Source organism: Arthrobacter sp. ISL-85, assembly GCF_018613675.1.
Classification (GTDB): Bacteria; Actinomycetota; Actinomycetes; order Actinomycetales; family Micrococcaceae; genus Arthrobacter.
The window spans coordinates 213,108-235,302 of the sequence record NZ_JAGGPQ010000011.1; the positions used below are offsets into that span (position 1 = coordinate 213,108).

A 22,195-nucleotide genomic window follows, 5' to 3' on the forward strand; every position below is an offset into this window, starting at 1 on the left:
CGAGCCGCCGGAGTACGGCATGCCCGCGGCGGGGAGCCTGACAGTAGACTTGAAGGCAATGAGCACCCTGGATCCGGCCGTTGCGGCCATGTATGAGGCGTCCCCCGGCGAAGTGAACGGCAGGCCAGGCACTGTGCCCTTGCCTGCCGGACAGGCAGCTGCCGGTTCGCCGGCCGCCGAGGACAGCACCCTGGACGTTGCCACGGAGAGCGTGGAGCAACGCCGCCTTCGCTTTGAGCGGGACGCCATGCAGTACGTGGATCAGCTCTATTCCGCGGCGATGCGTATGGCACGGAACCCCTCGGACGCGGAGGACCTGGTGCAGGAGGCCTATACCAAGGCTTTTTCGGCTTTTCACCAGTACAAGCCAGGCACAAACCTCAAGGCGTGGCTCTACCGGATCCTGACCAACACGTACATCAACCTGTACCGCAAGCGGCAGCGTGAGCCGCTGCAGTCCAACTCCGACAGCATTGAGGACTGGCAGCTGGCCCGGGCTGAGTCGCACACGTCGAGCGGATTGCGTTCGGCAGAGGCAGAAGCCCTGGACCACCTTCCGGATTCCGACGTCAAGCGGGCTCTTCAGGACATTCCGGAGGAGTTCCGCCTGGCGGTCTACTTCGCTGACGTGGAGGGCTTCGCCTACAAGGAAATTTCAGACATCATGAACACGCCCATCGGCACCGTGATGTCCCGGCTCCACCGCGGCCGGCGGATGTTGCGGGACATGCTCGCGGAATACGCCGCCGAGCGGGGATTCAAAACAGCCGCCGACGCGTCGGATGCGGCAGGAAGCAAAGCACAGGAGAACAGGAAATGAGCGACTGCCAGGGATTGGGCGACTGCGACGATACACGGATGCAACGCATCTACGAGTACCTTGACGGGGCACTGACCCGCGAGGACATCACCGAAATCAAGGACCACCTTGATGACTGCCCTGAATGCACGGAGCAGTACGACCTCGAGTGCGTCATCCGCAACATGGTCAAGCGCTCCTGCACGGAGGCCGCGCCGGACAACCTGAAGAACGCCATCCTGGACCGGATCCACGCCATCCGTCCGGTAGAGGCTTAGGTACGGGCCGCCCCTGCGCCCATCAAGACCGCAGACAGCAAAGGACCCCGGAAGCCGACTGGCTTGCGGGGTCCTTTGCTTGAACCGTAGTCCCTGGCATTTGCCTAGGTGTTGGGGCGCTTCCCGTGGTTCGCGCCGCCACGCTTACGGTCACGACGCTTGCGTGCACGCTTGCTCATAGCTGGCCTCCTTACTGTTGGTACTCAAAAGAGCTGCCCTCCAGTCTCCCACATGATCTGGCGCCCCGCGAACCGGGAAACGGCGGATGACCTGCGGCAGCGCTGCAGGGGCGGGGCACTAAGGCTGCAGGGTGCCCCGGATGGCCGCACGGGCCTCTTCCAGCACTGTCCTGACGGTTTCCAGTGTCACCGGGCTGATGGGCTGGTGCAGGGCCTGGCGCCGCAGATCCGCGCGGAGACCATCGCGGAAATCTTGCAGCAGCAGTTCCGCTTCCTTGAGCGGCTGCCCCTTGGGCGAATGCGGCTGGCTGTTTGCCGGCAAGGCGGTTGCCGCCGCAGCCGCGGCCCGCGCCGCTTCGGCCGCTGCAGCAAGGTCGCCGCGGAGGCCCCGCATACTGCTGCGGATGTCCTCCCTGAGGGTTCCGGTGAGCCGTTGCACGGAGGCAGCGATGTCATTCTCGACGCCCGCCAGATCCTCCCGCCGGCGGTTCAGTTCTGCAAGGCCGGCGGCGGTGATGCGGTAATTGGTACGCCTGCCCGCCGGCTCAGTAGCCACCAGGCCGTCCTCTTCGAGTTTGCCCAGCCGGGGATAGATGGTTCCGGCGCTGGGTGAGTAGGTCCCGCCGAACCGGTCCTTAAGCGCCTTGATGAGCTCGTAGCCGTGCTTGGGGCCGCTTTCGAGCAGGGAGAGGAGGTAAAGGCGCAGCGCACCGTGTGCGAAGACGGGAGGCATCAGCGTTCCGCTTCTCCACGGGAGTCGCCGGGCGCCGGAGCGTGGAAGATAGAGGTCTTGCCGGACACCGAGTTGGTGCGGACGAGCATCAGTTGCCCATCGGGCCCTGCAATAGTCTCCACCTTGCCGTTGGTGAGGAGGCACTGATGGCCATACAGAATCACCGCTCCGCCGGCGGACTTGGCCACGATGTCGACGCCCACATCAGCCGGCACCCTGATGGTCAGGTCTCCGGAAACGGAATTGGAGCCGAAATCCAGGGTGAAATCGAGCAGGTCGAAGCTTAGGTGGCCGCTGACGGTATTGGTCCGCACGTTGGTGAAGCTGCCGGACGCGGTCACCTCACCGGAGATGCTTTTGGCAGTGAGGACGCCCCGGTGGTTCCTGACGGCCACGCTGCCGCTGACAGTGTTGACCTGAAGCTGGCCGGAGGTACTGTCCGCCATGACGGAGCCGGACACGGTGTTGAGCCGAATGTGGGCGGAGGTACCGGAAACAAGTCCGTCGCCGCTCACGGTCCCGGCCTCCACCTCCACTCCTTGGGGAACGGCGACGGTGATGACGGCGGAGTTATCGCTGTTGTGGTTGACGGTTTCCATGAGGTTTTTGAACCACCCCTGGGCGCCGTGCAGTTGGTGCCGGACCTCAAGCCTGCCGCCGTTCAGGGACACTGCCACGGGGTCGCCGTGCACCTCGGAGAACTCCAGGCGAACCACTGGTTCGGCATGCGTGACGACGTCAAACCTGCCCCGGACCATGCCCAGCTTAAGGGACGTTACGCCGTCCACCTCGATGGTCTGCGGCCCGGCAACAGTCCAGTTTTCCCCTGCCATGTTTCCTCCAAAGGCGATATATCGCGTTAGAGTCCCAATCTATCGACGGTGGAAGGCAAGGTCAAGATATATCTCGAAGAGATTATTGCGGTGCGTCCATGCCCAGCCACTGGAACCAGCCGCGGTGCAGCACCAGCCATGCCATGAGTCCATACCCGGCCTGGCCGGGAGTGCCGCCGTTTGCCGCGAGGTCCTGGCGCCACTGTTCGTGGTTCAACAGGGGCGAGAACGTGTCGACGTAAAGGTGCTTGCGGCGCGTGGTCACATCCGCGAAGGCCGTATTCAATTCGTCCAGCCGGCGGTTCTGGGCCGGGTCGAGTGTGGGGGGCGGCCCCACAACGAATACCTCGATCCGGTTCTGGGATGCCGAGTCCAGGATGTTGGCCAGATTCAACCGGCTCCGTGCCGTGGAGAGGCCAAACTCGATGTCACGACCCGAAAGGCCGATGACCAACCGGTTCTCAGCCTGCGGACTGAACCGCCGCCCGGCTTCATCCAGCCAGCGTGCAGCAAGGCCTTCGGTACCTTCCTGCGGGCAGGGGAGGGCGTAGCTTTCCAGCAGCATGCCGTCCTGGGGAGTGCGGGCCAGAACGCGGCCCAGCCAGCCGAGCGCCCGGGGGTCGCCGAGTCCGGCCAGCAGTTCGTCTCCTACAGCTGCGATCCGCAGCTTCCTGTCTTCCACGCGTTCCTCTTTACTTCGGTACGGGTTTACTTCGATACGGCCGCTGCCATCGTCGCCGCCGCGGCTGCGGAAGCTCGGGGAGGCGCTCTCAATCCATTAAACAGAACTGCCCGGCCGGAGTCTGGTATTTCGACTCCGGCCGGGCAGCCTTACTGCTTACTTCCGTGCAAATGCCTGCTTTAGGAGAACATCCTGCTCCGCAGCGTGCCGCTTCATGGAACCGGCCGCCGTGGAGGCGGATGCCGGCCGTGACACCAGGCGGACGCGGCGGTCAAGGGCCTCCGGCAGGTGCAGGCCGACGAACGGCCACGGTCCCTGGTTGGCAGGCTCGTCCTGCGCCCAGACCACTTCGGCGTTGGGGTACTTGGCGAGCTCTGCCTGGATCTCTGCATTCGGCAGCGGGTAGAGCTGCTCCACCCGGACGATGGCAGTGGTCTTGTCGCCGGTCTTCTGGCGGGTGGACAGGAGATCGTAGTACAGGCGGCCGGAGACCAGGAGCACGCGTTCGACGCCGGTGGCCGGCAGCTGTTCATGGTCACCGATGACGGGGCGGAACGTGCCGTTGGTGAAGTCTTCGACGGACGAAGCGGCAGCCTTCAGGCGCAGGAGCTGCTTGGGCGTGAAGATGATCAGTGGCTTGCGCGGGCGGCTGTAAGCCTGGCGGCGCAGCAGGTGGAAGTGCGAGGCAGCCGTGGTGGGGTTGGCCACGATCATGTTGTCTTCCGCGCAGAGCTGCAGGAAGCGCTCGATCCTTGCCGAGGAATGGTCCGGGCCCTGCCCCTCGTAGCCGTGCGGGAGCATCAGGACCAGCGAGGAGCGCTGGCCCCATTTCTGCTCGGCTGACGAAATGAACTCATCGATGATGGTCTGCGCGCCGTTGACGAAGTCACCGAACTGGGCCTCCCAAAGGACCAAGGCATCCGGGCGTTCCACCGAGTAGCCGTACTCGAAGCCCATGGCGGCGTATTCCGACAGCAGGGAGTCGTAGATCCACAGCTTGGCCTGGTTGTCCGAAAGGTTGCCCAGGGGCAGCCATTCCTTGCCGTTGGCGCGGTCGTGGAAGACGGCGTGGCGCTGCACGAAGGTGCCGCGGCGCGAGTCCTGGCCGGCGAGGCGTACAGGGACGCCTTCCATGATGAGCGAACCAAAGGCAGCGATCTCGCCGAAGCCCCAGTCGATGCCGCCCTCGCGGGACATCTGTTCGCGCTTCTCCAGCAGCTGCTTCAGCTTGGGGTGGACCGTGAAGCCGTCGGGGATCTCGACGTGGGCCTTGCCGATCCGCGCCAGGGTCTCGGCGCTGATGGCCGTGGAGGCCGGTGCGCTGACGCTGGAATCGGATTGCTGGGCCTTGGGCCGTTCGATGTCGGATACGGCAGCGGAGTCGGCGGTGACGATCGGAATAGGGGAGGTCTGGGCGGCATGGGTCTCGGCAAAAACCCGCTCCAGCCGTTCCTGGTAGTCGCGGAGCAGCTGCTCGGCTTCTTCCTCGGTGATGTCGCCGCGGCCGATGAGCGACTCGGTGTACAGCTTGCGGACGGAGCGCTTGGCTTCGATCAGGTTGTACATGAGCGGCTGGGTCATCGAGGGGTCGTCGCCCTCGTTGTGGCCCCGGCGGCGGTAGCACACCATGTCGATGACAACGTCCTTGTGGAAGCGCTGGCGGAACTCGTAGGCGAGCTGGCCGATGCGGACAACAGCCTCGGGGTCGTCGCCGTTCACATGGAACACCGGCGCCTGGATCATCTTGGCAACGTCCGTGGAGTACGTGGATGACCGCGACGATGACGGGGCGGTGGTGAAGCCCACCTGGTTGTTGACCACGATGTGGATGGTTCCACCGGTGCGGTAGCCCCGGAGCTGGGACAGGTTGAGCGTTTCCGCCACAACGCCCTGGCCGGCGAAGGCAGCGTCACCATGAACCATGATGGGCAGCACAGGGAACGATTCGCCCTGGTCCAGGCGGTCCTGCTTGGCCCGGACAATGCCTTCAAGGACGGAGTCCACGGCTTCCAGGTGGGACGGGTTGGCGGCGAGGTAGACCTTGGTCTCCTTGCCGTTGTCCGAGGTGAAGGTGCCTTCGGTGCCCAGGTGGTACTTGACGTCTCCGGAGCCCTGTACGGAGCGCGGATCCTGCGTGCCCTCGAATTCGCGGAACACCTGGGCGTAGGTCTTGCCGGCGATGTTCGTCAGGACGTTGAGACGGCCGCGGTGGGCCATGCCGATGGCAACCTCGTCCAGGCCGTCGTCGGCTGCGTCGGACATGATGGCGTCCAGCAGCGGGATCAGCGACTCGCCGCCTTCCAGGGAGAAGCGCTTCTGGCCCACGAACTTCGTCTGCAGGAACGTCTCGAAGGCCTCGGCCGCGTTCAGCTTGGAGACGATCCGGAGTTGTTCCTCACGGCTGGGCTTGGAGTAGGCATGCTCCAGCTGGTCCTGGAACCACTTGCGCTCGGCGGGCTCCTGGATGTGCATGTACTCAATGCCGGTGGTGCGGCAGTATGCGTCGCGCAGGACGCCAAGGATGTCGCGGAACTTCAACATCGGCTTGCCGCCGAAGCCGCCCGTGGGCCATTCACGGTCCAGGTCCCAGAGGGTCAGGCCGTAGGTGAGGACATCAAGGTCAGGGTGCTTGCGCTGGACGTACTCAAGCGGGTCGGTGTCGGCCATGAGATGGCCCCGCACGCGGAAGGAGTGGATCAGCTGCTGGATCCGGGCCACCTTGTTGATCTCGTCGGCCGGATCCACCTGGAGGTCCGGGCTCCAGCGGACGGGCTCATACGGGATGCGCAGGGCTTCGAAGATCTCGTCGTAGAAGTTCTGGGCACCCAGCAGCAGTTGGTGTACCAGCTTGAGGAACTCGCCGCTGCCTGCGCCCTGGATGACGCGGTGGTCGTACGTCGAGGTCAGGGTGAGAACCTTGCTGATGGCGTTCTGGGCGATGATCTTTTCGCTCGCGCCCTGGAACTCTGCGGGGTAGTCAAGGGCGCCGACGCCGATGATGGCTGCCTGGCCCTTGGAGAGGCGCGGTACCGAGTGCACGGTGCCGATGCCGCCGGGGTTGGTCAGGGACACGGTGGTGCCCTGGTGGTCCTCGGCGGTGAGCTTGCCGTTGCGGGCCCGCTTGATCAGGTCCTCGTAGGTGTGCCAGAACTCGGCGAAGTTGAGGGTCTCGGCCTTCTTGATGTTCGGGACCATCAGCAGGCGGGTGCCGTCGGGCTTGGGCATGTCGATGGCGATGCCGAAGTTGACGTGGGCCGGCTGGACGGCGACAGGCTTGCCGTCCACCTCGTCGTAGTACACGTTCATGGACGGGAACTGGGACAGCGCGCGGATCACGGCGTAGCCGATGAGGTGCGTAAAGGAAACCTTGCCGCCGCGTGCGCGGGCCAGGTTTGAGTTGATGACCACGCGGTTGTCGATGAGCAGCTTGGCCGGAATGGCACGCACGCTGGTGGCGGTGGGCACCTGCAGGCTGGTGACCATGTTGGTGGCGATGGCTTTTGCCGGCCCGCGGAGGACGGAGACTACGTCTTCCTCGGGTGCGGTGGGCGCCTTCACGTTCTTGGGCAGCTGCGCCGGGATGGGCTGCGAGCCGGTGCCGGCTTCGGTTTTCTTGCCGCCGTCGCGCGCCTCCGTGGCCGGGGCTTTCTTGACGGGCGCCGGTGCCGGCGCCTGGGCGGCCGGAGCTGGTGCCGCGGGGGCGGCCGGAGCTGCTGCCGGCGACGGTGCCGGAGCGGCGGGAGCCGCCTTCACAACAGGAAGTTCCCGGGTAGGCGGGTGGGCAGCGTGTGCCGAATTTCCATTGGAAGAAGAGTTGGAAGAAGAACTGTTACCCGAGTCGAAGGATTCAAACAGCGGCCACCACTTGGCATCCACGGCGTTTTTGTCCTGCTGGTACTGCTCGTACAGTTCATCAACGAGCCACTCGTTTCCGCCAAATTCCTCTGGTAGACGGTGGCTTGGCTGCTCTGGCACTTGAAATACGCCTCTTCCATGAGTTTGATTTCTCTTTGGCCCCCCGGTGCTTCAGCACTACGTTCGAACCAGTCTCTGCGTCCTCTGAACCCAGACCTTTGCAAGTCTAGTGAGCATCCTGCGTTAACTGCCAATAAGGGTGACTCAAATCATGAAGTGACGAACGGGGGGCCAAATACGGCGGCCGTCGCTCGTCCGCCGGGGGCAGCCGGGCGGAAAGTGCAGGGGCGCCGGGGCAGGCAAAAGAGGGGCTCCCGGCCTCCCTGCCGGGCGTCCGGCAGGGGCGGCTCCTGTAGACTGAAATTCTTATGGACAGTAAATCTAGGTGCCGGCCTGGGCGCTGTCAGCGGAGCTCGAAGAGCAGCGCCGCGCAGTCCGCCCCCAGAGCCGGCAAACCCCGACAACGCGCCCATCACCAGCCAACGGCCCAGCTTGCCGCAACCCGCACGGACCAGGCATCGGCATCCGCCGACCATCCTCCGCCGGGACGAAACAGTTTTCCCACTCCGCGGCTGACCTTGCTTCGGGAATTTTCAGAACTCCGGGCGGGCTGCTGAATGGAGTGGCTCCTCCTTGCAGCAGGCCTGCTGCTGATCGCCGGCACGGGATTCTTCGTGGCCGTCGAATTCTCCCTCATCGCCCTGGACCAGTCCACCGTCCAGCGCGCAATCGACGACGGCGACACCGGCGCGGTGCCCTTGCTCACCTGCCTGAAGTCACTGTCCACCCAGCTGTCCAGCTGCCAGCTCGGCATCACGTTGACCACCTTGCTTACTGGTTATGTCATGGAGCCCTCGGTGGGCCGCCTCCTCAAGGCGCCGCTGGGCGCCGTCGGGCTTCCCGACGTGGCGGTGGAATCCGTCTCCCTCATCCTGGCGATGGTGGTTGCAACGCTGCTGTCCATGCTCCTGGGCGAGCTGGTGCCGAAAAACATGGCCATCGCGCTGGCGTTTCCCGTGGGCCGGACGCTGGCCGGCCCACAGCTGGTTTTCACCACGATCTTCAAGCCCGCCATCCTGGTCCTCAACGGATTCTCCAACAAGGTCCTGCACGTCTTTGGCCTGGAGGCCAAAGAGGAGATTTCCGGTGCGCGGACGCCGGCAGAGCTTGCCTCGCTGGTCCGCAGGTCCGCTGCGATGGGAACGCTTGACGCCGGGACGGCCAACTTCGTTGCCCGCACCCTGAACTTCTCCACCCGGACAGCGGCGGACGTCATGACGCCCCGCATCCGGCTGGAGACCATCGACGCCGACCAGCCGGTTTCCGACGTCCTGGATGCCGCGCGCAGGACCGGGTACTCCCGGTTCCCGGTCATTGGTGAATCGGCCGATGACATCCGCGGCCTTGTGCACGTCAAGAAGGCCGTTGCCGTCCCGTGGGACCGCCGGCAGAACCTCGAAGCCGGCGCCATCATGACCGAGGTGCTGCGCGTGCCCGAAACCATCCACCTGGATGCCCTGCTGGCCGAGCTCCGGGAGGGAAACCTTCAGCTGGCCGTTGTGCTTGATGAATACGGCGGAACCGCAGGCATTGCCACCCTGGAGGACCTGGTGGAGGAGATTGTGGGCGAGGTGGCGGACGAGCACGACAGGGTCCGCCCGGGCCTCCTGCAAAGTGCCTCCGGCGATTGGTACTTCCCTGGCCTCCTCCGGCCCGATGAGTTGTCCGAGCACATTCCCGGCCTGGGCGTTCCGGACGAAGCAGCCTATGAGACCGTGGGCGGCTACGTCATGAGCAAGCTCGGCAGGATCGCGGCCGTCGGTGACACCGTTCCGGTGAACGGCGGAACACTCAGCGTTACCCGGATGGACGGCCGCAGGATCGACCGCATCTGTTTCCACCCGGCGTCGGAACCGGCTGCGCAGGACGCCAATAACAGGAGTAAGCCATGAGTGACTGGGCCGGAATTCTCTGGCTGGGCTTCCTCCTGCTGGGCAACGCCTTTTTTGTGGCGGCGGAATTCGCCATCATGTCCGCCCGCCGCAGCCAGATTGAACCCCTGGCGGACGCCGGCTCGAAGCGCGCCCAGACCACCTTGCGCGCCATGGAGAACGTTTCCCTGATGCTGGCCTGTGCACAGTTGGGCATCACTGTCTGTTCCCTGCTGATCCTGCTGGTGGCCGAACCGGCGATCCACCACCTGCTGGCCGTCCCCCTCGAAATGGTGGGACTGCCCGCGGAAGCGGCCGGCGTGGCCGCCTTCGCGGTGGCGCTGCTGGTGGTGACCTTCCTGCACGTCACGTTCGGCGAGATGGTCCCCAAGAACATTTCGGTGTCCGTGGCGGATAAGGCAGCAATGTTCCTGGCCCCTCCGCTGCTGTTCATCTCGCGGCTGGTCCATCCCGTGATTTCGGTGCTTAACTGGTCGGCCAACCACATCCTCAAACTGATGCGGGTCGAGCCCAAGGACGAGGTGACCTCTTCCTTCACCCTGGAGGAAGTGCAGTCGATCGTCCAGGAGTCCACCCGCCACGGGCTGGTGGACGACGACGCCGGGCTCATCACCGGTGCGCTGGAGTTCTCCGAGTACACGGCGGAGGACATCATGGTGCCGCTCGGAAACCTGGTCATGCTGGGAGCATCCACCACCCCGGTGGAGTTCGAGAAGGCTGTCAGCCGTACGGGTTTTTCCAGGTTCCCCATGCTCGATGACGAGGACATGCTCTACGGCTACCTCCATGTGAAGGACGTGCTGTCCATTCCGGAGTCCGCCTATGAGCTGCCCATCGCCGAGAGCCGGATCCGGTCACTGGCCAACCTGGCGCTGGGCGACGAGATCGAAAAGGCCATGTCCGTCATGCAGCGCACGGGATCCCACCTTGCGCGCGTGATCGGCCCGGACGGCAACACGCGTGGGGTCCTTTTCCTCGAGGACGTGATCGAACAACTCGTCGGCGAGATCCGGGACGCAACGCAGGCCACCGGCATCCGCCGGCTGGGCCAGCCGAACGGGAGCTGACAACCGCGGAGGAGGCGCCCCTGGCCGATGGCGGGCGCCTCCCGCAGCAGGTTCCCGGAGGCCACATCTCCTTGCCTAAATAGGAATGATTCGCATTTAGGTATAGGCTGGCCATGTTGCCCTCCATCATGCGTGAACTGAGGTTTTTCGTGCGCCGTCCAGCCGCTGCCAGCTCTTTCCTTGCCGCCCTCGCGGGCTTTGGCCTCCTGCTTAGTGCCTGCAGCTCCCAGCCGTCCCAAACCGCGGACCTGGCACAGGGAATCAAGGTGGTGGCATCAACGAACGTCTATGGTGACATCGCCAGGACCATCGGCGGGGACAAGGTCAAAGTCACCGCCATCATCAATAACGCAGGCCAGGATCCGCACTCCTACGAGGCGACGGCCCAGGACCGGCTGGCTGTCTCCAAGGCGCAGCTCGTCATCGAAAACGGTGGCGGGTACGACGGCTTCGTCCACACCCTGGTGGAAAGCAGTAACCTTGACAGCGCTTCGGTGTTGAACGCCGTCGAAGTGTCCGGCCTTGCCCATCGGGAAGGAACCGGCCCTGCTGCGCCGTCAACCGCCCCGGACACGGCGGGCGTGCAGGATGGGCACGACCATGGGGACCTCAATGAGCACGTCTGGTACAGCCTGCCGGCGATGGAGCGCATGGCTGACGGCATAGCAGGCAAGCTTGGCGCCCTGGACCCGGGCTCTGCAGCCACGTTCTCCGCGAACGCCGAATCCTTCAAGTCCGCCTTGTCGTCCCTGCACGGTCGGCTGGACAGCATGAAGGCCGCCGGGGGCGGGGGCCGGGTGGCGGTCACGGAACCGGTGCCGCTGTACCTGCTGGAGGATGCCGGGCTGGTGAACGCGACGCCCGGGCAGTACACCGCAGCCATCGAGGAGGGCGCTGACGTTCCCCCTGCTGTCCTGAAGGAAGCCACCGACCTGGTGCGTTCCAGGACGGTGCGCCTGCTGGCCTATAACGCCCAGACGGAAGGACCCCAGACCGAAGCGCTGAAGAAGGCGGCCGAGTCCGCAGGAGTGCCGGTAGTGGACTTCACCGAGACCCTGCCCGAAGGCAAGAACTACCTCCAGTGGATGACGGACAATGTGAGCAACATCGGCAAGGTTCTGGAGGCAAGCCGGTGAAATCCGTGATCAGCCTCAAAGGGGCATCCCTCAAGTTCGGCCAGCGCACGCTCTGGGAGGACCTGGACCTGGACATCAGGCCCGGCGAGTTCTTCGCTGTGCTGGGCCCAAACGGCAGCGGCAAGACCAGCTTCCTGAAAGTCCTGCTGGGCCTGCAGAAACTGCACGCAGGCGAGGCATCCCTGGGCGGACGGCCCGTGGAACGCGGGAGCAGCCTGATCGGGTACATTCCCCAGCAGAAATCCTTTGCACCGGATACGCCAATGCGGGCCCGGGACCTGGTGGGACTGGGAGTGGACGGCCATCGCTGGGGAGTCCGGCTCCGGTCGGCCAGGACAAACCGGAGGGTGGACCAGCTCCTGGAGCTCGTGGGAGCCTCCGACTACGCCAACGTCCCGGTAGGCCAGCTCTCCGGCGGCGAGCAACAGCGGCTCCGGGTGGCACAGGCCCTGGCGGCCGATCCCCAGGTCCTGCTTTGTGACGAGCCGTTGCTCTCCCTGGACCTGCACCACCAACAGGCAGTGAGCGCCCTCATCAGCAAGCGCAGCCGTGAGCAAAACAGTGCCGTCGTCTTCGTGACCCACGAAATCAATCCGATCATCGAATACGTGGACCGTGTCCTCTACCTGGCCGGTGGCCGATTCCGGGTGGGGCCGCCGGACAAGGTCATGACCACGGATGTGCTTTCGGACCTGTACGGAAGCCATGTGGAAGTGATCCGCGCCAATGGCCGGCTGGTGGTGGTCGGCTTGCCGGACGCCACCACCCACCACCACGCGGAGGCGGACACGATGGCAGGGGAGGTGGCGTAGTGGACGCCGACAGTCTCCTGGGTGCCATCTTCAATTTCGACAATTACGGCGAACTGCTGGTCCTGGTCCAGAACTCCATCTGGGCGGGCGCCATCCTGGGGCTCCTTGGCGGCCTCGTGGGCACCTTTGTCATGAAGCGCGACCTTGCGTTCGCTGTCCACGGCATCTCCGAGCTCTCCTTTGCGGGGGCTGCTTTTGCGCTGCTCATAGGGGCGGATGTGGTCCTTGGCTCGCTGGCTGGATCGGTTGCGGCTGCGCTGCTGCTGGGCCTGATGGGGGTTCGCGCCAGGGACAAGAACTCCATCATCGGGGTCATCATGCCCTTCGGGCTGGGACTTGGCATCCTGTTCCTGTCCCTGTACCAGGGGCGCGCAGCAAACAAGTTCGGACTGCTGACCGGGCAGATTGTTTCCGTGGACACGGTCCAACTCCAGGCACTCGCCGGGACTGCCGCCGTCGTGATGCTCGTCCTGCTGGCCATCTGGCGGCCCTTGAACTTCGCCAGTGTGGACCCCGACCTCGCGGAGGCGCGGGGAGTGCCCGTCCGCAGCCTGGCCCTCGTGTTCATGATCCTCCTGGGCGTCAGTGTGGCCTTGTCCATCCAGGTGGTGGGCGCCCTGCTGGTCCTCGCCCTGCTCATCACCCCGGCGGCCGCAGCGCTGCGGGTTACTTCCTCGCCGGTAGCGGCAGTGGTCCTCAGCGTTGTCTTCGCCATGACGGCAACGGTGGGTGGAATCCTGCTGGCGCTGGGCGGACGGATTCCCATCAGCCCCTATGTCACCACGTTGTCGTTCCTGATCTACGTGGTGTGCCGTGCGATTGGGTCCGTGCGCGTGGCCCGGGGCGTCAACGGGCGGCTCCTTACAGCTTCCCGGCGGCCTTAAGGGCAGTGCAGTCCGGGCACAGCCCGAAAATTTCAACCGTATGGTCAACTTCCGTGAACCCATGATCTGCAGCCGTGCGAACGGCCCACGTCTCCACGGCGGGGGCTTCCACTTCCACGGCCCTTCCGCAGTTCCTGCAGAGCAGGTGGTGGTGGTGGCCGGTCACCGCGCAGCGCCGGTACACCGCCTCACCGTCGCCATTGCGCAGCACGTCAACCAGGCCCTCATCGGCGAGCGACTGCAGGATCCGGTAGGCGGTGGCAAGCGAAACGGAGACGCCCTGGTCCAGCAGAATCCGGTAGAGCTCCTGCGTGCTGACAAAGTCGTCCAGGCGGTCCAGCGCAGCACTGACGGCTTTGCGTTGCTTGGTAACCCGCTGTTCCTTGCCGCCTCCTGCCGGGGACGGGGCGGCGGAATCAGCCTTGACGCCGATCGGCATGGACGAACTCACTTCCGTGGGGGGCAGACATCAAGATTACCAGCCGGCGTTTGGTAGACGGGCTTCGTGGACAGCGTTCCGGAACCGACCCTAGGCTGGCGCTTATGAAGCTGACCAAATACACCCACGCCTGTGTCCGTCTCGAAAAGGACGGCGGTGTCCTGGTCATTGACCCCGGCACCTTTTCGGAATCAGCGGAGGCGCTGTCAGGGGCCCAGGCCGTCCTGGTGACGCACGAACACGCAGACCATCTTGACTCCAAGGCCGTGGTGGAAGCCCTGCAGGGCAGCCAGCACCTCGAACTCCACGCTCCCGGAGGCGTGGCAGAGCAGCTGCGGCAGGAAGCTCCCGGTGCTGCTGAACGCATCCACACCGTGGAGCCTGGCTCCACGTTCCAGGCGGCCGGCTTCGACGTCCGCAGCTTTGGCGGCCAGCATGCCCTGATCCACCCCCAGATCCCCCTTGTGGCGAACATCGGCTTCCTGGTTGACCAGAACGTGTACCACCCGGGGGACTCGTTCATCATCCCGGACGCCATCACAGTCCAGACACTCCTGGTTCCGCTGCACGCTCCCTGGAGCAAGTCTGCCGAGGTAGTGGACTTTGTGATCGGGGTGCGGGCGCCGCGGGCGTTCCAGATCCATGACGGGCTGCTCAACGACAACGGCCTGGGCATCGTCGAAGGGCACGTCAAGCGGATCGGGGCGAAGTACGGGACCGAATACCGGCACTTGGCACCCCGCGAGTGGGTGGAGGTCTAACCTGCTGAACCGGTCCATTCCCCGGTGTCCAGGAAGCGCGCAATCACCCTTTCATGCGGCACCGGATCCAACCCCTGGGCCGCCAGCCAGTCATGGTTCCAGTAGGTGCCCGCATAGCGTTCGCCGCCGTCGCACATCAATGACACCACGCTGCCCCGGCGGCCCTCCGACAGCATGCGGGCGACTGTCTGCCAGACGCCCCACAGGTTGGTGCCGGTGGACGGGCCGGCGTGCAGGCCTGCAAAGGAGTCCAGGTGCCGCATGGCAGCAACGGAGGCCGCGTCCGGCACCTGGACCATACTGTCAATCACCGTGGGAATGAAACTGGGCTCCATCCGCGCCCGGCCAATGCCTTCAATCCGCGAAGGCAAGCCGGTGGGCTGACCGGCGGATTCCCCCAGCCAGCCGGGGTAGAACGCGGAGTTTTCCGGGTCCACCACCAGCAGCCTGGTGTGATGGCTGTGGTAGCGCAGGTACCGGCCGATCGTGGCGCTGGTTCCGCCGGTCCCGGCGCCCACCACGATCCAGTCCGGCACCGGGTGCGGCTCCAGGCTGAGCTGGCCGAAGATCGACTCGGCGATGTTGTTGTTCCCGCGCCAGTCCGTGGCCCGCTCCGCGTAAGTGAACTGGTCCATGTAGTGGCCCTTGCAGGTAGCGGCCACCTCTTCTGCCGCCGCGTATACGTCGGACGCGTTCGCCACCAGAAGGCAGGAGCCGCCGAACTGTTCGATCAGCGCGATTTTCTCCGGACTGGTGGTTCTCGCCATCACGGCGATGAAAGGGAGTCCCAGCAGTTGGGCGAAATACGCCTCCGATACCGCCGTGCTGCCGCTGGAGGCCTCCACGATGGTGGTGTCCGCCCGGATCCAGCCGTTGACCAGGCCGAACAGGAACAGTGACCTTGCCAGCCGGTGCTTGAGGCTGCCGGAACGGTGCCTGGACTCGTCCTTGAGGTACAGCTGGATTCCCCAGTGCTCCGGCAAGTCAACGGAGTAGAGGTGGGTGTCCGCGGAGCGGTTGTTCTCCGCCCTGATGGTGCGGATGGCGTGGTCCGCCCAGTCCCGGTCCGGTTTTCCGCTGTTCGTCCCGGTGCTGCCCTCGATCCTCACCGCACCAGCCTACCCGTGGCAACAGGCGTGCCCGTCTAGAGTTGGACCGTTGGCTGCGCCAGAACATGGCCCGGATCCCGCAGAAGGAGCACCATGAAGCCGTTGATTGACGTTCCCGGCCTTGAAGCCAGGCTTGCCGCCGGGCACCGGACCGTCCTGCTGGATGTGCGCTGGGTGCTGGGCGATCCGCACGGCCGTGACCACTACCTTGCGGAGCACCTCCCGGGCGCGGTGTTCGTTGACCTGGCCACGGAGCTTGCGGATCCCGCCGTGCCGGACCGGGGCCGGCACCCGCTGCCGTCCCGGGACCAGTTCCAGGCGGCTGCCCGCCGCTGGGGCATTCGGAACGGCGACGTGGTGGTTGCCTACGATGACAGCGCGAACATGGCAGCCGCCAGGCTGTGGTGGATGCTGCGGGACGCCGGTTTCACCGAGGCCTACCTGCTCGACGGCGGTCTGGGCGCCTGGCGCGCCGCCGGCCTGCCGCTCGAGCCGGGTCCCGTCCAACCCGCCCCCGGTGACGTCGAGCTGGGCAGTGGTCAGATGCCCGTGGCCGACGCCGGTGCTGCCGCCACCTGGCCGCACGGCGGCCTGTTGCTGGACGCGAGGGCGGGGGAGAGGTACCGGGGCGAGATTGAACCGGTCGATCCCCGCGCAGGCCACATCCCTGGAGCGGTCAGCGCGCCCACAGCGGCGAATGTGGACCACGGTGGCCGGTTCCTGCCGCCTGCGGAGCTTCGGCGGAGGTTCGAATCCCTTGGTGTCCGGGACGGCCGGCCGGTCGCCGTCTATTGCGGCTCCGGCGTCACGGCAGCCCACGAGGTGGCCGCCCTGGAACTCGCCGGGTTCTCCGCCGCCCTCTACCCGGGCTCCTTCTCGGAATGGTCAAACCGCCCCCACCTGCCGGTTGCCACCGGCCAGGAACCAGGGGACGGCGTGGCCCCGGGTGGAAACTCCGCAGCAGCGGGGGGTAGCGTCGCACTATGACTCCAGGACGTCCCGTACCACCGCCCCTTGCCCATTCCATCCCAGCCGCCGATGAACCCACGGCCACGGAAGCCGAAGCCGGAGGCACCGGCGTGCGCGCCGCAGCCTACGGTGCAGTGTCCGGAGACAGCGGCCTGGTACCGCTGACAGTCGCCAGGCGCGCCCCCAAACCGGACGACGTGGAGATCGCCATCGAGTTCTGCGGGCTCTGCCATTCAGATGTCCACGCGACCCGCGGAGAATGGGGCGGCCAGGCGTACCCCTTGGTCCCCGGCCACGAAATCGTGGGAACGGTCAGCAGGACTGGGTCGAACGTCACCGGCTTCGCAGTGGGCGACCGCGTGGGCGTGGGCTGCATGGTGGACTCCTGCCGGGAGTGTGAAAGCTGCCTTGACGGCCTTGAGCAGTACTGCGAAAACGGGATGACCGGAACCTATGGAGCAAAGGACCGGCGGAACGGCGACGCCATCACCCAGGGCGGATACTCGTCGTCCATCGTGGTGGACCGACGCTACGTCCTGCGCGTACCGGAATCGCTGGATCCGGCCGCCGTCGCGCCCCTGCTGTGTGCCGGCGTCACCACCTTCTCGCCGCTGCGGCACTTCGATGTGGAGGAAGGCGACGTGGTGGGCGTCGTGGGGCTTGGCGGGCTGGGCCACATGGCCGTCAAGCTGGCCAAGGCCATGGGGGCGAAGGTGGTGGTGTTCACCACCTCGGAATCGAAGGTTGCGGCTGCCCTTGAGCTGGGGGCCGATGAAGTTGTCCTGTCCCGGGACGAAGCGGCCATGGCCGCCGCGAACCGCACCATCGACCTCATCATCGATACCGTGGCGGCGCCGCATGACCTGAATCCCCTCTTCCGCACCCTGCGCGTGGACGGAGCGCTGTTCCAGCTGGGGCTGCCCTCCGAGGCCATGCCGCCGGTCAATCCGGGCGCCCTGATCCGGCGCCGGATCGCCTATGCAGGGTCGCTGATCGGAGGCATTGCCGAAACGCAGGAAATGCTGGACTTCTGCGCTGAGCACGGCGTGGTTGCCGACATTGAGATGGTGGCCGCCGACCAGCTGAATGAAGCCTACGACCGGATGGTCGCTGGAGACGTCAAGTACCGGTTTGTGCTTGACACCAGCACGCTGCAGGCAGCCGACCAGGAGGCAGACGCATGAGCACACTTTTCACCAGGATCCTGAAGGGCGAAATTCCCGGCCGCTTCGTGTGGCGCGAGGATGACGTTTCGGCGTTCCTGACCACCGGCCCGCTTGCCGACGGCCACACACTGGTGGTCCCCACCGAAGAAGTGGACCGCTGGACGGACGCCCGGCCGGAGACCGTTGCCAAAGTCATGGAAGTGGCACGGCGGATCGGTGCGGTCCAGGTGGACATCTTCGGTGCCAGGCGGGCCGGGCTGATCGTGGCGGGCTACGAGGTCAACCACCTGCATGTGCACGTGTGGCCGTCGCAGAGCATGGCCGACTTCGACTTCGGCTCGGCGGACCAAAACCCGGACCCGGCGGTGCTGGACGCCAACGCCGAAAAGCTCCGCGAAGGCCTTCGCGAAGCCGGTTACGGGGAGTTCGTTCCCGCCGCGTAGCGGCGTGGCGTCGCCTGGGTCTCCAGCCTTCAGGCCGGGCACTCAGGCCGGGGCCAGCGCCTTGTTGAGCACGGTCCGGATCCGCTTCTCCGACACGGAGTAGGCAGTACCAAGTTCGACGGCGAACAGGCTCACCCGGAGCTCCTCGATCATCCAGCGCACCTGGGTTAACTCCCGTCCGGCACGCCGTCCAGGCAGCAGCGCTGACACGGCATCGTCGTAGTCGTCCTCGAGCCGCTGCACGACTGCCATGTTCAGGGCGTCCCGCTGCACGTTCCCGGGCAGGCGTTCCAGCCGCTTTTCGACGGCCGCCAGGTACCGCGGGAGCTGGCTGAGCTGGGCGTAGCCCGTGCGTGCCACAAAACCCGGATACACCAGCTGTTCCAGCTGGGTTTTGACGTCGTTCAGCGCGCTGATCAGGGCCAGGCTGGTGGTGCCCTTGAGCTGCTTTTCGATCCGGCGGGTGGTGGCCAGGATACGTTCGACGACGGCGGTGACCGTGAAGACGGTATCGATCAGTTCAGCGCGGACCAGTTCATACAGAGCGTCAAACGTCTGGCGGTCCCACGGCAGTTCCGGCGGAGTGAGCTTGTCGATGGCCGCCAGTGCGCAGTCGGCGATCAGGGCCGTCACCGAACCGTGGGGATTCTGGCTGAAGGTGAGTTTCTCGGTGTTGCTCAGGTGCTCCAGGACGTAGCGGTCCGGCGCCGGAACGCGCAGTGCCAGCAGCCGGATCACACCGCCGCGCATGGCATCGAGCTGTTCCTCTGCCGTCTGGAACACGCGCAGTGACACCGACTGGCCGTGGTCCACCAGTGCTGGATATCCGGTAATCGTGTGGCCTTTGACCATGCTGCTCACCTGGCGCTCGATGGTGCCGAAGGTCCACTCGGTCAGGCCTTCCTGCTCCTTGAACCCTGCCGCGGCAGGGACCCCCGCCACTCCCGGGGCCGCCGGCTGGCGGGCCGGCAGCCCGCCGTCGGACGCCTTTCCGTTCCGGTTCTGCCCGTTCCTGCCCGCGCCCGGCGCGGTGGAGGCCGGGGTGGCACCGAGCGATTCGGCAATCGCGCGCCGCGTGGCAGGGGCCAGCTCTTCCTGGAGGCCGCCGAGGTCCTTGCCCTCGCCCAGGACCTTGCCTTTGCTGTCCACCACCTTGAAACTCACACGGAGGTGCGGGGGGACGGCGTCCCAGTTCCAGGAACCGGGCGGGATGACCGCGCCCCGGATCCGCCGCAGCGCAAGCTCCAAGGAAGGCTCCAGCTCGTCCTTGGCGGGATCGAAGTCGGACTCGAGGACCGCCACCGCCTGCCGGGCAACATCGGGCGCGGGGACGAAGTTTTTCCGGACCTGCTTCGGCAGCGACTTGATCAGGGCGGTCACCAGCTCCACCCGCTGGCCGGGGATCAGCCACCGGAACGGGGCGTCGTCCAGCTGGTTGAGGAACAGGACCGGGACTTCGGCAGTGACGCCGTCTGACGGGTCGGGGACAGACCCCGGTGCCACCGGATGGAATTCATACGTCAGCGGAAGCTCAAAACCCTTGTGCAGCCAGGTTTTTGGATAGGCGGATAGGTCCAGGTCATCGGCGTCGTCGCTGAGCAGCAGCGACTTGTCGTAGTCCAGGAGGTCCGGGTTCTCCCTGCGGGCATCCTTCCACCACTTGTCGAAGTGCCGCTCGGAGACCACGTCGGGTCCGATCCTGGCGTCGTAGAACTCAAACAGCGTCTCGTCGTCCACCAGCAGGTCCCGGCGGCGCATGCGGGCCTCGAGTTCCTCCACCTCGTGCAGGAGGGCCCGGTTGCGGTGGAAAAACTTGTGGTGGGTGCGCCAGTCGCCTTCCACCAGGGCATGCCGGATGAAGAGTTCGCGTGCCACTGCCGGATCCACCCGGCCATAGTTGATCCGCCGCTGGGCGATGATGGGAACACCGTAGAGGGTGACTTTCTCGTAGGCCATAACGGCGCCCTGCTTGGTGGACCAGTGCGGCTCGCTGTAGCTGCGCTTCACCAGGTCAGGCGCCACTTGCTCGGCCCACAGGGGATCGAACCTGGCGGCCACCCGGGCCCACAGCCGGCTGGTCTCGACCAATTCGGCTGCCATGACGAACGTGGGGGATTTCTTGAACAGTGCCGATCCGGGGAAGATCGCGAAGCGGCTGCCCCGGGCACCGGCGTATTCGCGCTTGCGTTCGTCCAGGATGCCAATGTGGCTCAGGAGCCCGGAAAGCAGGCTGATGTGGATTCCCTCATGGTTGCCCACGGGGTCCGCCAGGCGCTTACTGTCCAGGGCGATCCCCAGCGGGCGGGCGAGCTGGCGCAGCTGGGTGAAAAGGTCCTGCCATTCCCGCACCCGCAGGTAGTTGATGAATTCCGCACGGCACAGCCGGCGGAAGGCCGACGACGACAGCTCCTGCTGCTTCTCCTGCAGGTAGTTCCAGAGGTTGAGGTAGCCGGTGAAGTCGGAATTCTCATCGCGGAAGCGGTTGTGCTTTTCCGCGGCCAGCTGCTGCTTGTCGGTGGGCCGTTCGCGCGGGTCCTGGATAGTGAGGGCTGCTGCCAGGACCATGACTTCCCGGACGCAGCCCCGTTTTCCGGCTTCCACGATCATGCGGCCCAGGCGGGGATCCACGGGCAGCTGGGCGAGCTTCTGTCCGACGGCGGTGAGGCCGCCGCCGTTCGGCCCGCCCCGGCCGCCGGCCGCTTCAGGCTTGCCGGCGTTGCCTTGGGCGCGCGGGGGAGCCAGGGCGCCCAGCTCGCGAAGGAGGGTGACGCCGTCGTTGATCGCCCGGGTTTCCGGCGGCTCGACAAAGGGGAAGTCTTCAACGTCCTTGGGCCCTCTAGCCACGCCCATGGCGGTCATCTGGAGGATGACGGCGGCGAGGTTGGTCCGCAGGATTTCCGGGTCGGTGAACCGGGGCCGGGACTCGAAGTCCTCCTCGGAATACAGTCGGATGGCGATGCCGTCGGAGACGCGGCCGCAGCGGCCCGAGCGCTGGTTTGCCGACGCCTGCGAAACGCGCTCGATAGGCAGCCGCTGGACTTTGGTGCGGTGCGAATACCGGGAAATGCGGGCCGTACCGGTATCGATGACGTACTTGATGCCCGGAACCGTCAGTGAGGTTTCCGCCACGTTGGTGGCCAGGACGATCCGGCGCTTGCTGCCGGGGTGGAACACCTTGTGCTGCTCCTGCAGGCTCAGGCGGGCAAAAAGAGGAAGGATCTCGGTGTTTGCCAGCCTGCGGTTGGACTGGATGCGGGCCTGCAGCGCTTCAGCGGCATCCCGGATTTCACGTTCGCCGGAGAAGAACACCAGGATGTCCCCCGGTGCTTCCGCCGCCAACTCATCCACGGCATCGCAGACCGCATCCAGGGGGTCGCGGTCCTCTTCGAGTTCATCGTCCGAGGCCTCTTCCTCATCCGTGGCCGGCTGCGAGAGCGGACGGTAGCGGATTTCCACGGGATAGGTCCGGCCGGAAACTTCAACAATGGGCGCAGGATCTTCCGGGCTGCCGAAGTGGTTGGCGAACCTTTCCGGATCAATGGTGGCCGAGGTAATGATGACCTTCAGGTCCGGCCGCTGCGGGAGGACCCGCTTGAGGTAGCCCAGAATGAAGTCGATGTTGAGGCTGCGTTCATGCGCCTCGTCAATGATGATGGTGCTGTACTTGCGCAGCAGCTTGTCCCGCTGGATCTCGGCGAGCAGGATGCCGTCGGTCATGAGCTTGACCTTGGTCGCTTTGCTTACCTCGCCCGTGAAACGGACCTGGAAGCCCACTTCCTGGCCGATTTCGACGCCGAGTTCCTCTGCGATGCGCTCGGCCACCGTCCGGGCTGCCAGCCGCCGGGGCTGGGTGTGCCCGATCAAGCCCTTCTCGCCAAGTCCCAGTTCCAGGCACATCTTGGGGATCTGGGTGGTCTTCCCGGAGCCGGTCTCGCCGGCGATGATGGTCACCTGGTTGGCGGCGATTGCGGCCATCAGGTCCTCGCGGCGCTCGGAAACCGGCAGCTCGGCGGGATAGGAGATATGAAAAGTCATGGC

At 65.5% G+C, this 22,195-nt stretch carries 19 protein-coding genes; 11 read left to right on the forward strand and 8 right to left on the reverse strand.

Annotated elements, in window-relative coordinates:
• The first annotated feature begins 19 nt into the window (after window positions 1-19).
• Together J7I84_RS09145 and rsrA are read left to right on the forward strand one after the other, a co-directional pair.
• A complete protein-coding gene (locus J7I84_RS09145; protein ID WP_251046385.1) occupies window positions 20-820 on the forward strand; it encodes a sigma-70 family RNA polymerase sigma factor in 801 nt (266 codons plus the stop codon).
• The gene (rsrA, locus tag J7I84_RS09150; RefSeq protein ID WP_214943714.1) at window positions 817-1,077 is read left to right on the forward strand and encodes a mycothiol system anti-sigma-R factor; all 261 of its coding nucleotides are present in this window, start codon (window positions 817-819) and stop codon (window positions 1,075-1,077) included. The genes J7I84_RS09145 and rsrA overlap by 4 nt, the downstream gene beginning before the upstream one ends.
• Window positions 1,078-1,181: 104 nt before the next feature.
• On the opposite strand, the gene J7I84_RS22055 is transcribed toward rsrA, so the two are convergent.
• The 5 genes from J7I84_RS22055 to J7I84_RS09170 form a co-directional block, all read right to left on the reverse strand.
• The gene (locus J7I84_RS22055; protein ID WP_369299106.1) at window positions 1,182-1,256 is read right to left on the reverse strand and encodes a 50S ribosomal protein bL37; all 75 of its coding nucleotides are present in this window, start codon (window positions 1,254-1,256) and stop codon (window positions 1,182-1,184) included.
• A gap of 118 nt (window positions 1,257-1,374) precedes the next feature.
• Window positions 1,375-1,989: a PadR family transcriptional regulator gene (locus J7I84_RS09155; protein WP_214943717.1), complete on the reverse strand. Its 615-nt coding sequence runs from the start codon at window positions 1,987-1,989 to the stop codon at window positions 1,375-1,377.
• The gene (locus J7I84_RS09160; RefSeq protein WP_214943719.1) at window positions 1,989-2,822 is read right to left on the reverse strand and encodes a DUF4097 family beta strand repeat-containing protein; all 834 of its coding nucleotides are present in this window, start codon (window positions 2,820-2,822) and stop codon (window positions 1,989-1,991) included. Before J7I84_RS09160 ends, J7I84_RS09155 begins: the two co-directional genes overlap by 1 nt.
• Before the next feature lie 82 nt (window positions 2,823-2,904).
• Entirely contained in the window at window positions 2,905-3,504 is a 600-nt protein-coding gene (locus J7I84_RS09165) for a GDSL-type esterase/lipase family protein (protein WP_141160025.1), read from the reverse strand.
• A 156-nt stretch (window positions 3,505-3,660) separates the two neighbouring features.
• A complete protein-coding gene (locus J7I84_RS09170) occupies window positions 3,661-7,479 on the reverse strand; it encodes a multifunctional oxoglutarate decarboxylase/oxoglutarate dehydrogenase thiamine pyrophosphate-binding subunit/dihydrolipoyllysine-residue succinyltransferase subunit (protein WP_214943721.1) in 3,819 nt (1,272 codons plus the stop codon).
• A gap of 557 nt (window positions 7,480-8,036) precedes the next feature.
• On the opposite strand from J7I84_RS09170, the gene J7I84_RS09175 reads away from it, so the two are divergent.
• The 5 genes from J7I84_RS09175 (at window position 8,037) to J7I84_RS09195 (ending at window position 13,270) form a co-directional block, all read left to right on the forward strand.
• Window positions 8,037-9,371 (forward strand): hemolysin family protein, encoded by a 1,335-nt coding sequence (locus tag J7I84_RS09175; protein WP_214943723.1) that lies wholly within the window; start codon window positions 8,037-8,039, stop codon window positions 9,369-9,371.
• On the forward strand, window positions 9,368-10,438 hold the full coding sequence (locus J7I84_RS09180) for a hemolysin family protein (RefSeq protein ID WP_214943725.1): 1,071 nt from the start codon (window positions 9,368-9,370) through the stop codon (window positions 10,436-10,438). The genes J7I84_RS09175 and J7I84_RS09180 overlap by 4 nt, the downstream gene beginning before the upstream one ends.
• Before the next feature lie 149 nt (window positions 10,439-10,587).
• Window positions 10,588-11,574 carry a metal ABC transporter solute-binding protein, Zn/Mn family gene (locus tag J7I84_RS09185; protein ID WP_214943887.1) on the forward strand — a complete coding sequence of 329 codons (987 nt, stop codon included), beginning with the start codon at window positions 10,588-10,590 and terminating at the stop codon, window positions 11,572-11,574.
• Window positions 11,571-12,386, forward strand: a complete 816-nt coding sequence (locus J7I84_RS09190; protein ID WP_214943727.1) for a metal ABC transporter ATP-binding protein — start codon at window positions 11,571-11,573, stop codon at window positions 12,384-12,386. The genes J7I84_RS09185 and J7I84_RS09190 overlap by 4 nt, the downstream gene beginning before the upstream one ends.
• Window positions 12,386-13,270: a metal ABC transporter permease gene (locus tag J7I84_RS09195; protein ID WP_214943729.1), complete on the forward strand. Its 885-nt coding sequence runs from the start codon at window positions 12,386-12,388 to the stop codon at window positions 13,268-13,270. Before J7I84_RS09190 ends, J7I84_RS09195 begins: the two co-directional genes overlap by 1 nt.
• Here the strand turns inward: J7I84_RS09195 and J7I84_RS09200 are convergent.
• Window positions 13,248-13,709 carry a Fur family transcriptional regulator gene (locus J7I84_RS09200; RefSeq protein ID WP_214943731.1) on the reverse strand — a complete coding sequence of 154 codons (462 nt, stop codon included), beginning with the start codon at window positions 13,707-13,709 and terminating at the stop codon, window positions 13,248-13,250. The two genes, J7I84_RS09195 and J7I84_RS09200, sit on opposite strands and share 23 nt — an antisense overlap.
• Window positions 13,710-13,813: 104 nt before the next feature.
• Between J7I84_RS09200 and J7I84_RS09205 the strand changes: the two genes are divergently transcribed.
• Window positions 13,814-14,470, forward strand: a complete 657-nt coding sequence (locus tag J7I84_RS09205; RefSeq protein WP_214943733.1) for an MBL fold metallo-hydrolase — start codon at window positions 13,814-13,816, stop codon at window positions 14,468-14,470.
• On the opposite strand, the gene J7I84_RS09210 is transcribed toward J7I84_RS09205, so the two are convergent.
• Window positions 14,467-15,579 (reverse strand): PLP-dependent cysteine synthase family protein, encoded by a 1,113-nt coding sequence (locus J7I84_RS09210; protein WP_214943735.1) that lies wholly within the window; start codon window positions 15,577-15,579, stop codon window positions 14,467-14,469. The genes J7I84_RS09205 and J7I84_RS09210 overlap by 4 nt on opposite strands.
• A 93-nt stretch (window positions 15,580-15,672) precedes the next feature.
• Between J7I84_RS09210 and J7I84_RS09215 the strand changes: the two genes are divergently transcribed.
• The 3 genes from J7I84_RS09215 to J7I84_RS09225 are packed head-to-tail and all read left to right on the forward strand — an operon-like array spanning window position 15,673 to window position 18,157.
• A complete protein-coding gene (locus J7I84_RS09215) occupies window positions 15,673-16,566 on the forward strand; it encodes a sulfurtransferase (RefSeq protein WP_214943738.1) in 894 nt (297 codons plus the stop codon).
• On the forward strand, window positions 16,563-17,732 hold the full coding sequence (locus tag J7I84_RS09220; protein ID WP_251046338.1) for an NAD(P)-dependent alcohol dehydrogenase: 1,170 nt from the start codon (window positions 16,563-16,565) through the stop codon (window positions 17,730-17,732). The genes J7I84_RS09215 and J7I84_RS09220 overlap by 4 nt, the downstream gene beginning before the upstream one ends.
• The gene (locus tag J7I84_RS09225; RefSeq protein ID WP_214943741.1) at window positions 17,729-18,157 is read left to right on the forward strand and encodes an HIT family protein; all 429 of its coding nucleotides are present in this window, start codon (window positions 17,729-17,731) and stop codon (window positions 18,155-18,157) included. The genes J7I84_RS09220 and J7I84_RS09225 overlap by 4 nt, the downstream gene beginning before the upstream one ends.
• Before the next feature lie 42 nt (window positions 18,158-18,199).
• Here the strand turns inward: J7I84_RS09225 and hrpA are convergent, their stop codons facing one another.
• On the reverse strand, window positions 18,200-22,192 hold the full coding sequence (gene hrpA, locus J7I84_RS09230; RefSeq protein WP_214943744.1) for an ATP-dependent RNA helicase HrpA: 3,993 nt from the start codon (window positions 22,190-22,192) through the stop codon (window positions 18,200-18,202).
• Window positions 22,193-22,195 lie beyond the last annotated feature (3 nt).

Bases quoted from the DNA above. Each gene is read 5' to 3' on its own strand.
- J7I84_RS09145 (WP_251046385.1), top strand. From the start codon at position 20: ATGCCCGCGGCGGGGAGCCTGACAGTAGACTTGAAGGCAATGAGCACC.
- rsrA (WP_214943714.1), top strand. From the start codon at position 817: ATGAGCGACTGCCAGGGATTGGGCGACTGCGACGATACACGGATGCAA.
- J7I84_RS09155 (WP_214943717.1), bottom strand. From the start codon at position 1,989: ATGCCTCCCGTCTTCGCACACGGTGCGCTGCGCCTTTACCTCCTCTCC.
- J7I84_RS09160 (WP_214943719.1), bottom strand. From the start codon at position 2,822: ATGGCAGGGGAAAACTGGACTGTTGCCGGGCCGCAGACCATCGAGGTG.
- J7I84_RS09175 (WP_214943723.1), top strand. From the start codon at position 8,037: ATGGAGTGGCTCCTCCTTGCAGCAGGCCTGCTGCTGATCGCCGGCACG.
- J7I84_RS09180 (WP_214943725.1), top strand. From the start codon at position 9,368: ATGAGTGACTGGGCCGGAATTCTCTGGCTGGGCTTCCTCCTGCTGGGC.
- J7I84_RS09200 (WP_214943731.1), bottom strand. From the start codon at position 13,709: ATGCCGATCGGCGTCAAGGCTGATTCCGCCGCCCCGTCCCCGGCAGGA.
- J7I84_RS09205 (WP_214943733.1), top strand. From the start codon at position 13,814: ATGAAGCTGACCAAATACACCCACGCCTGTGTCCGTCTCGAAAAGGAC.
- J7I84_RS09215 (WP_214943738.1), top strand. From the start codon at position 15,673: ATGAAGCCGTTGATTGACGTTCCCGGCCTTGAAGCCAGGCTTGCCGCC.
- J7I84_RS09220 (WP_251046338.1), top strand. From the start codon at position 16,563: ATGACTCCAGGACGTCCCGTACCACCGCCCCTTGCCCATTCCATCCCA.
- J7I84_RS09225 (WP_214943741.1), top strand. From the start codon at position 17,729: ATGAGCACACTTTTCACCAGGATCCTGAAGGGCGAAATTCCCGGCCGC.
- hrpA (WP_214943744.1), bottom strand. From the start codon at position 22,192: ATGACTTTTCATATCTCCTATCCCGCCGAGCTGCCGGTTTCCGAGCGC.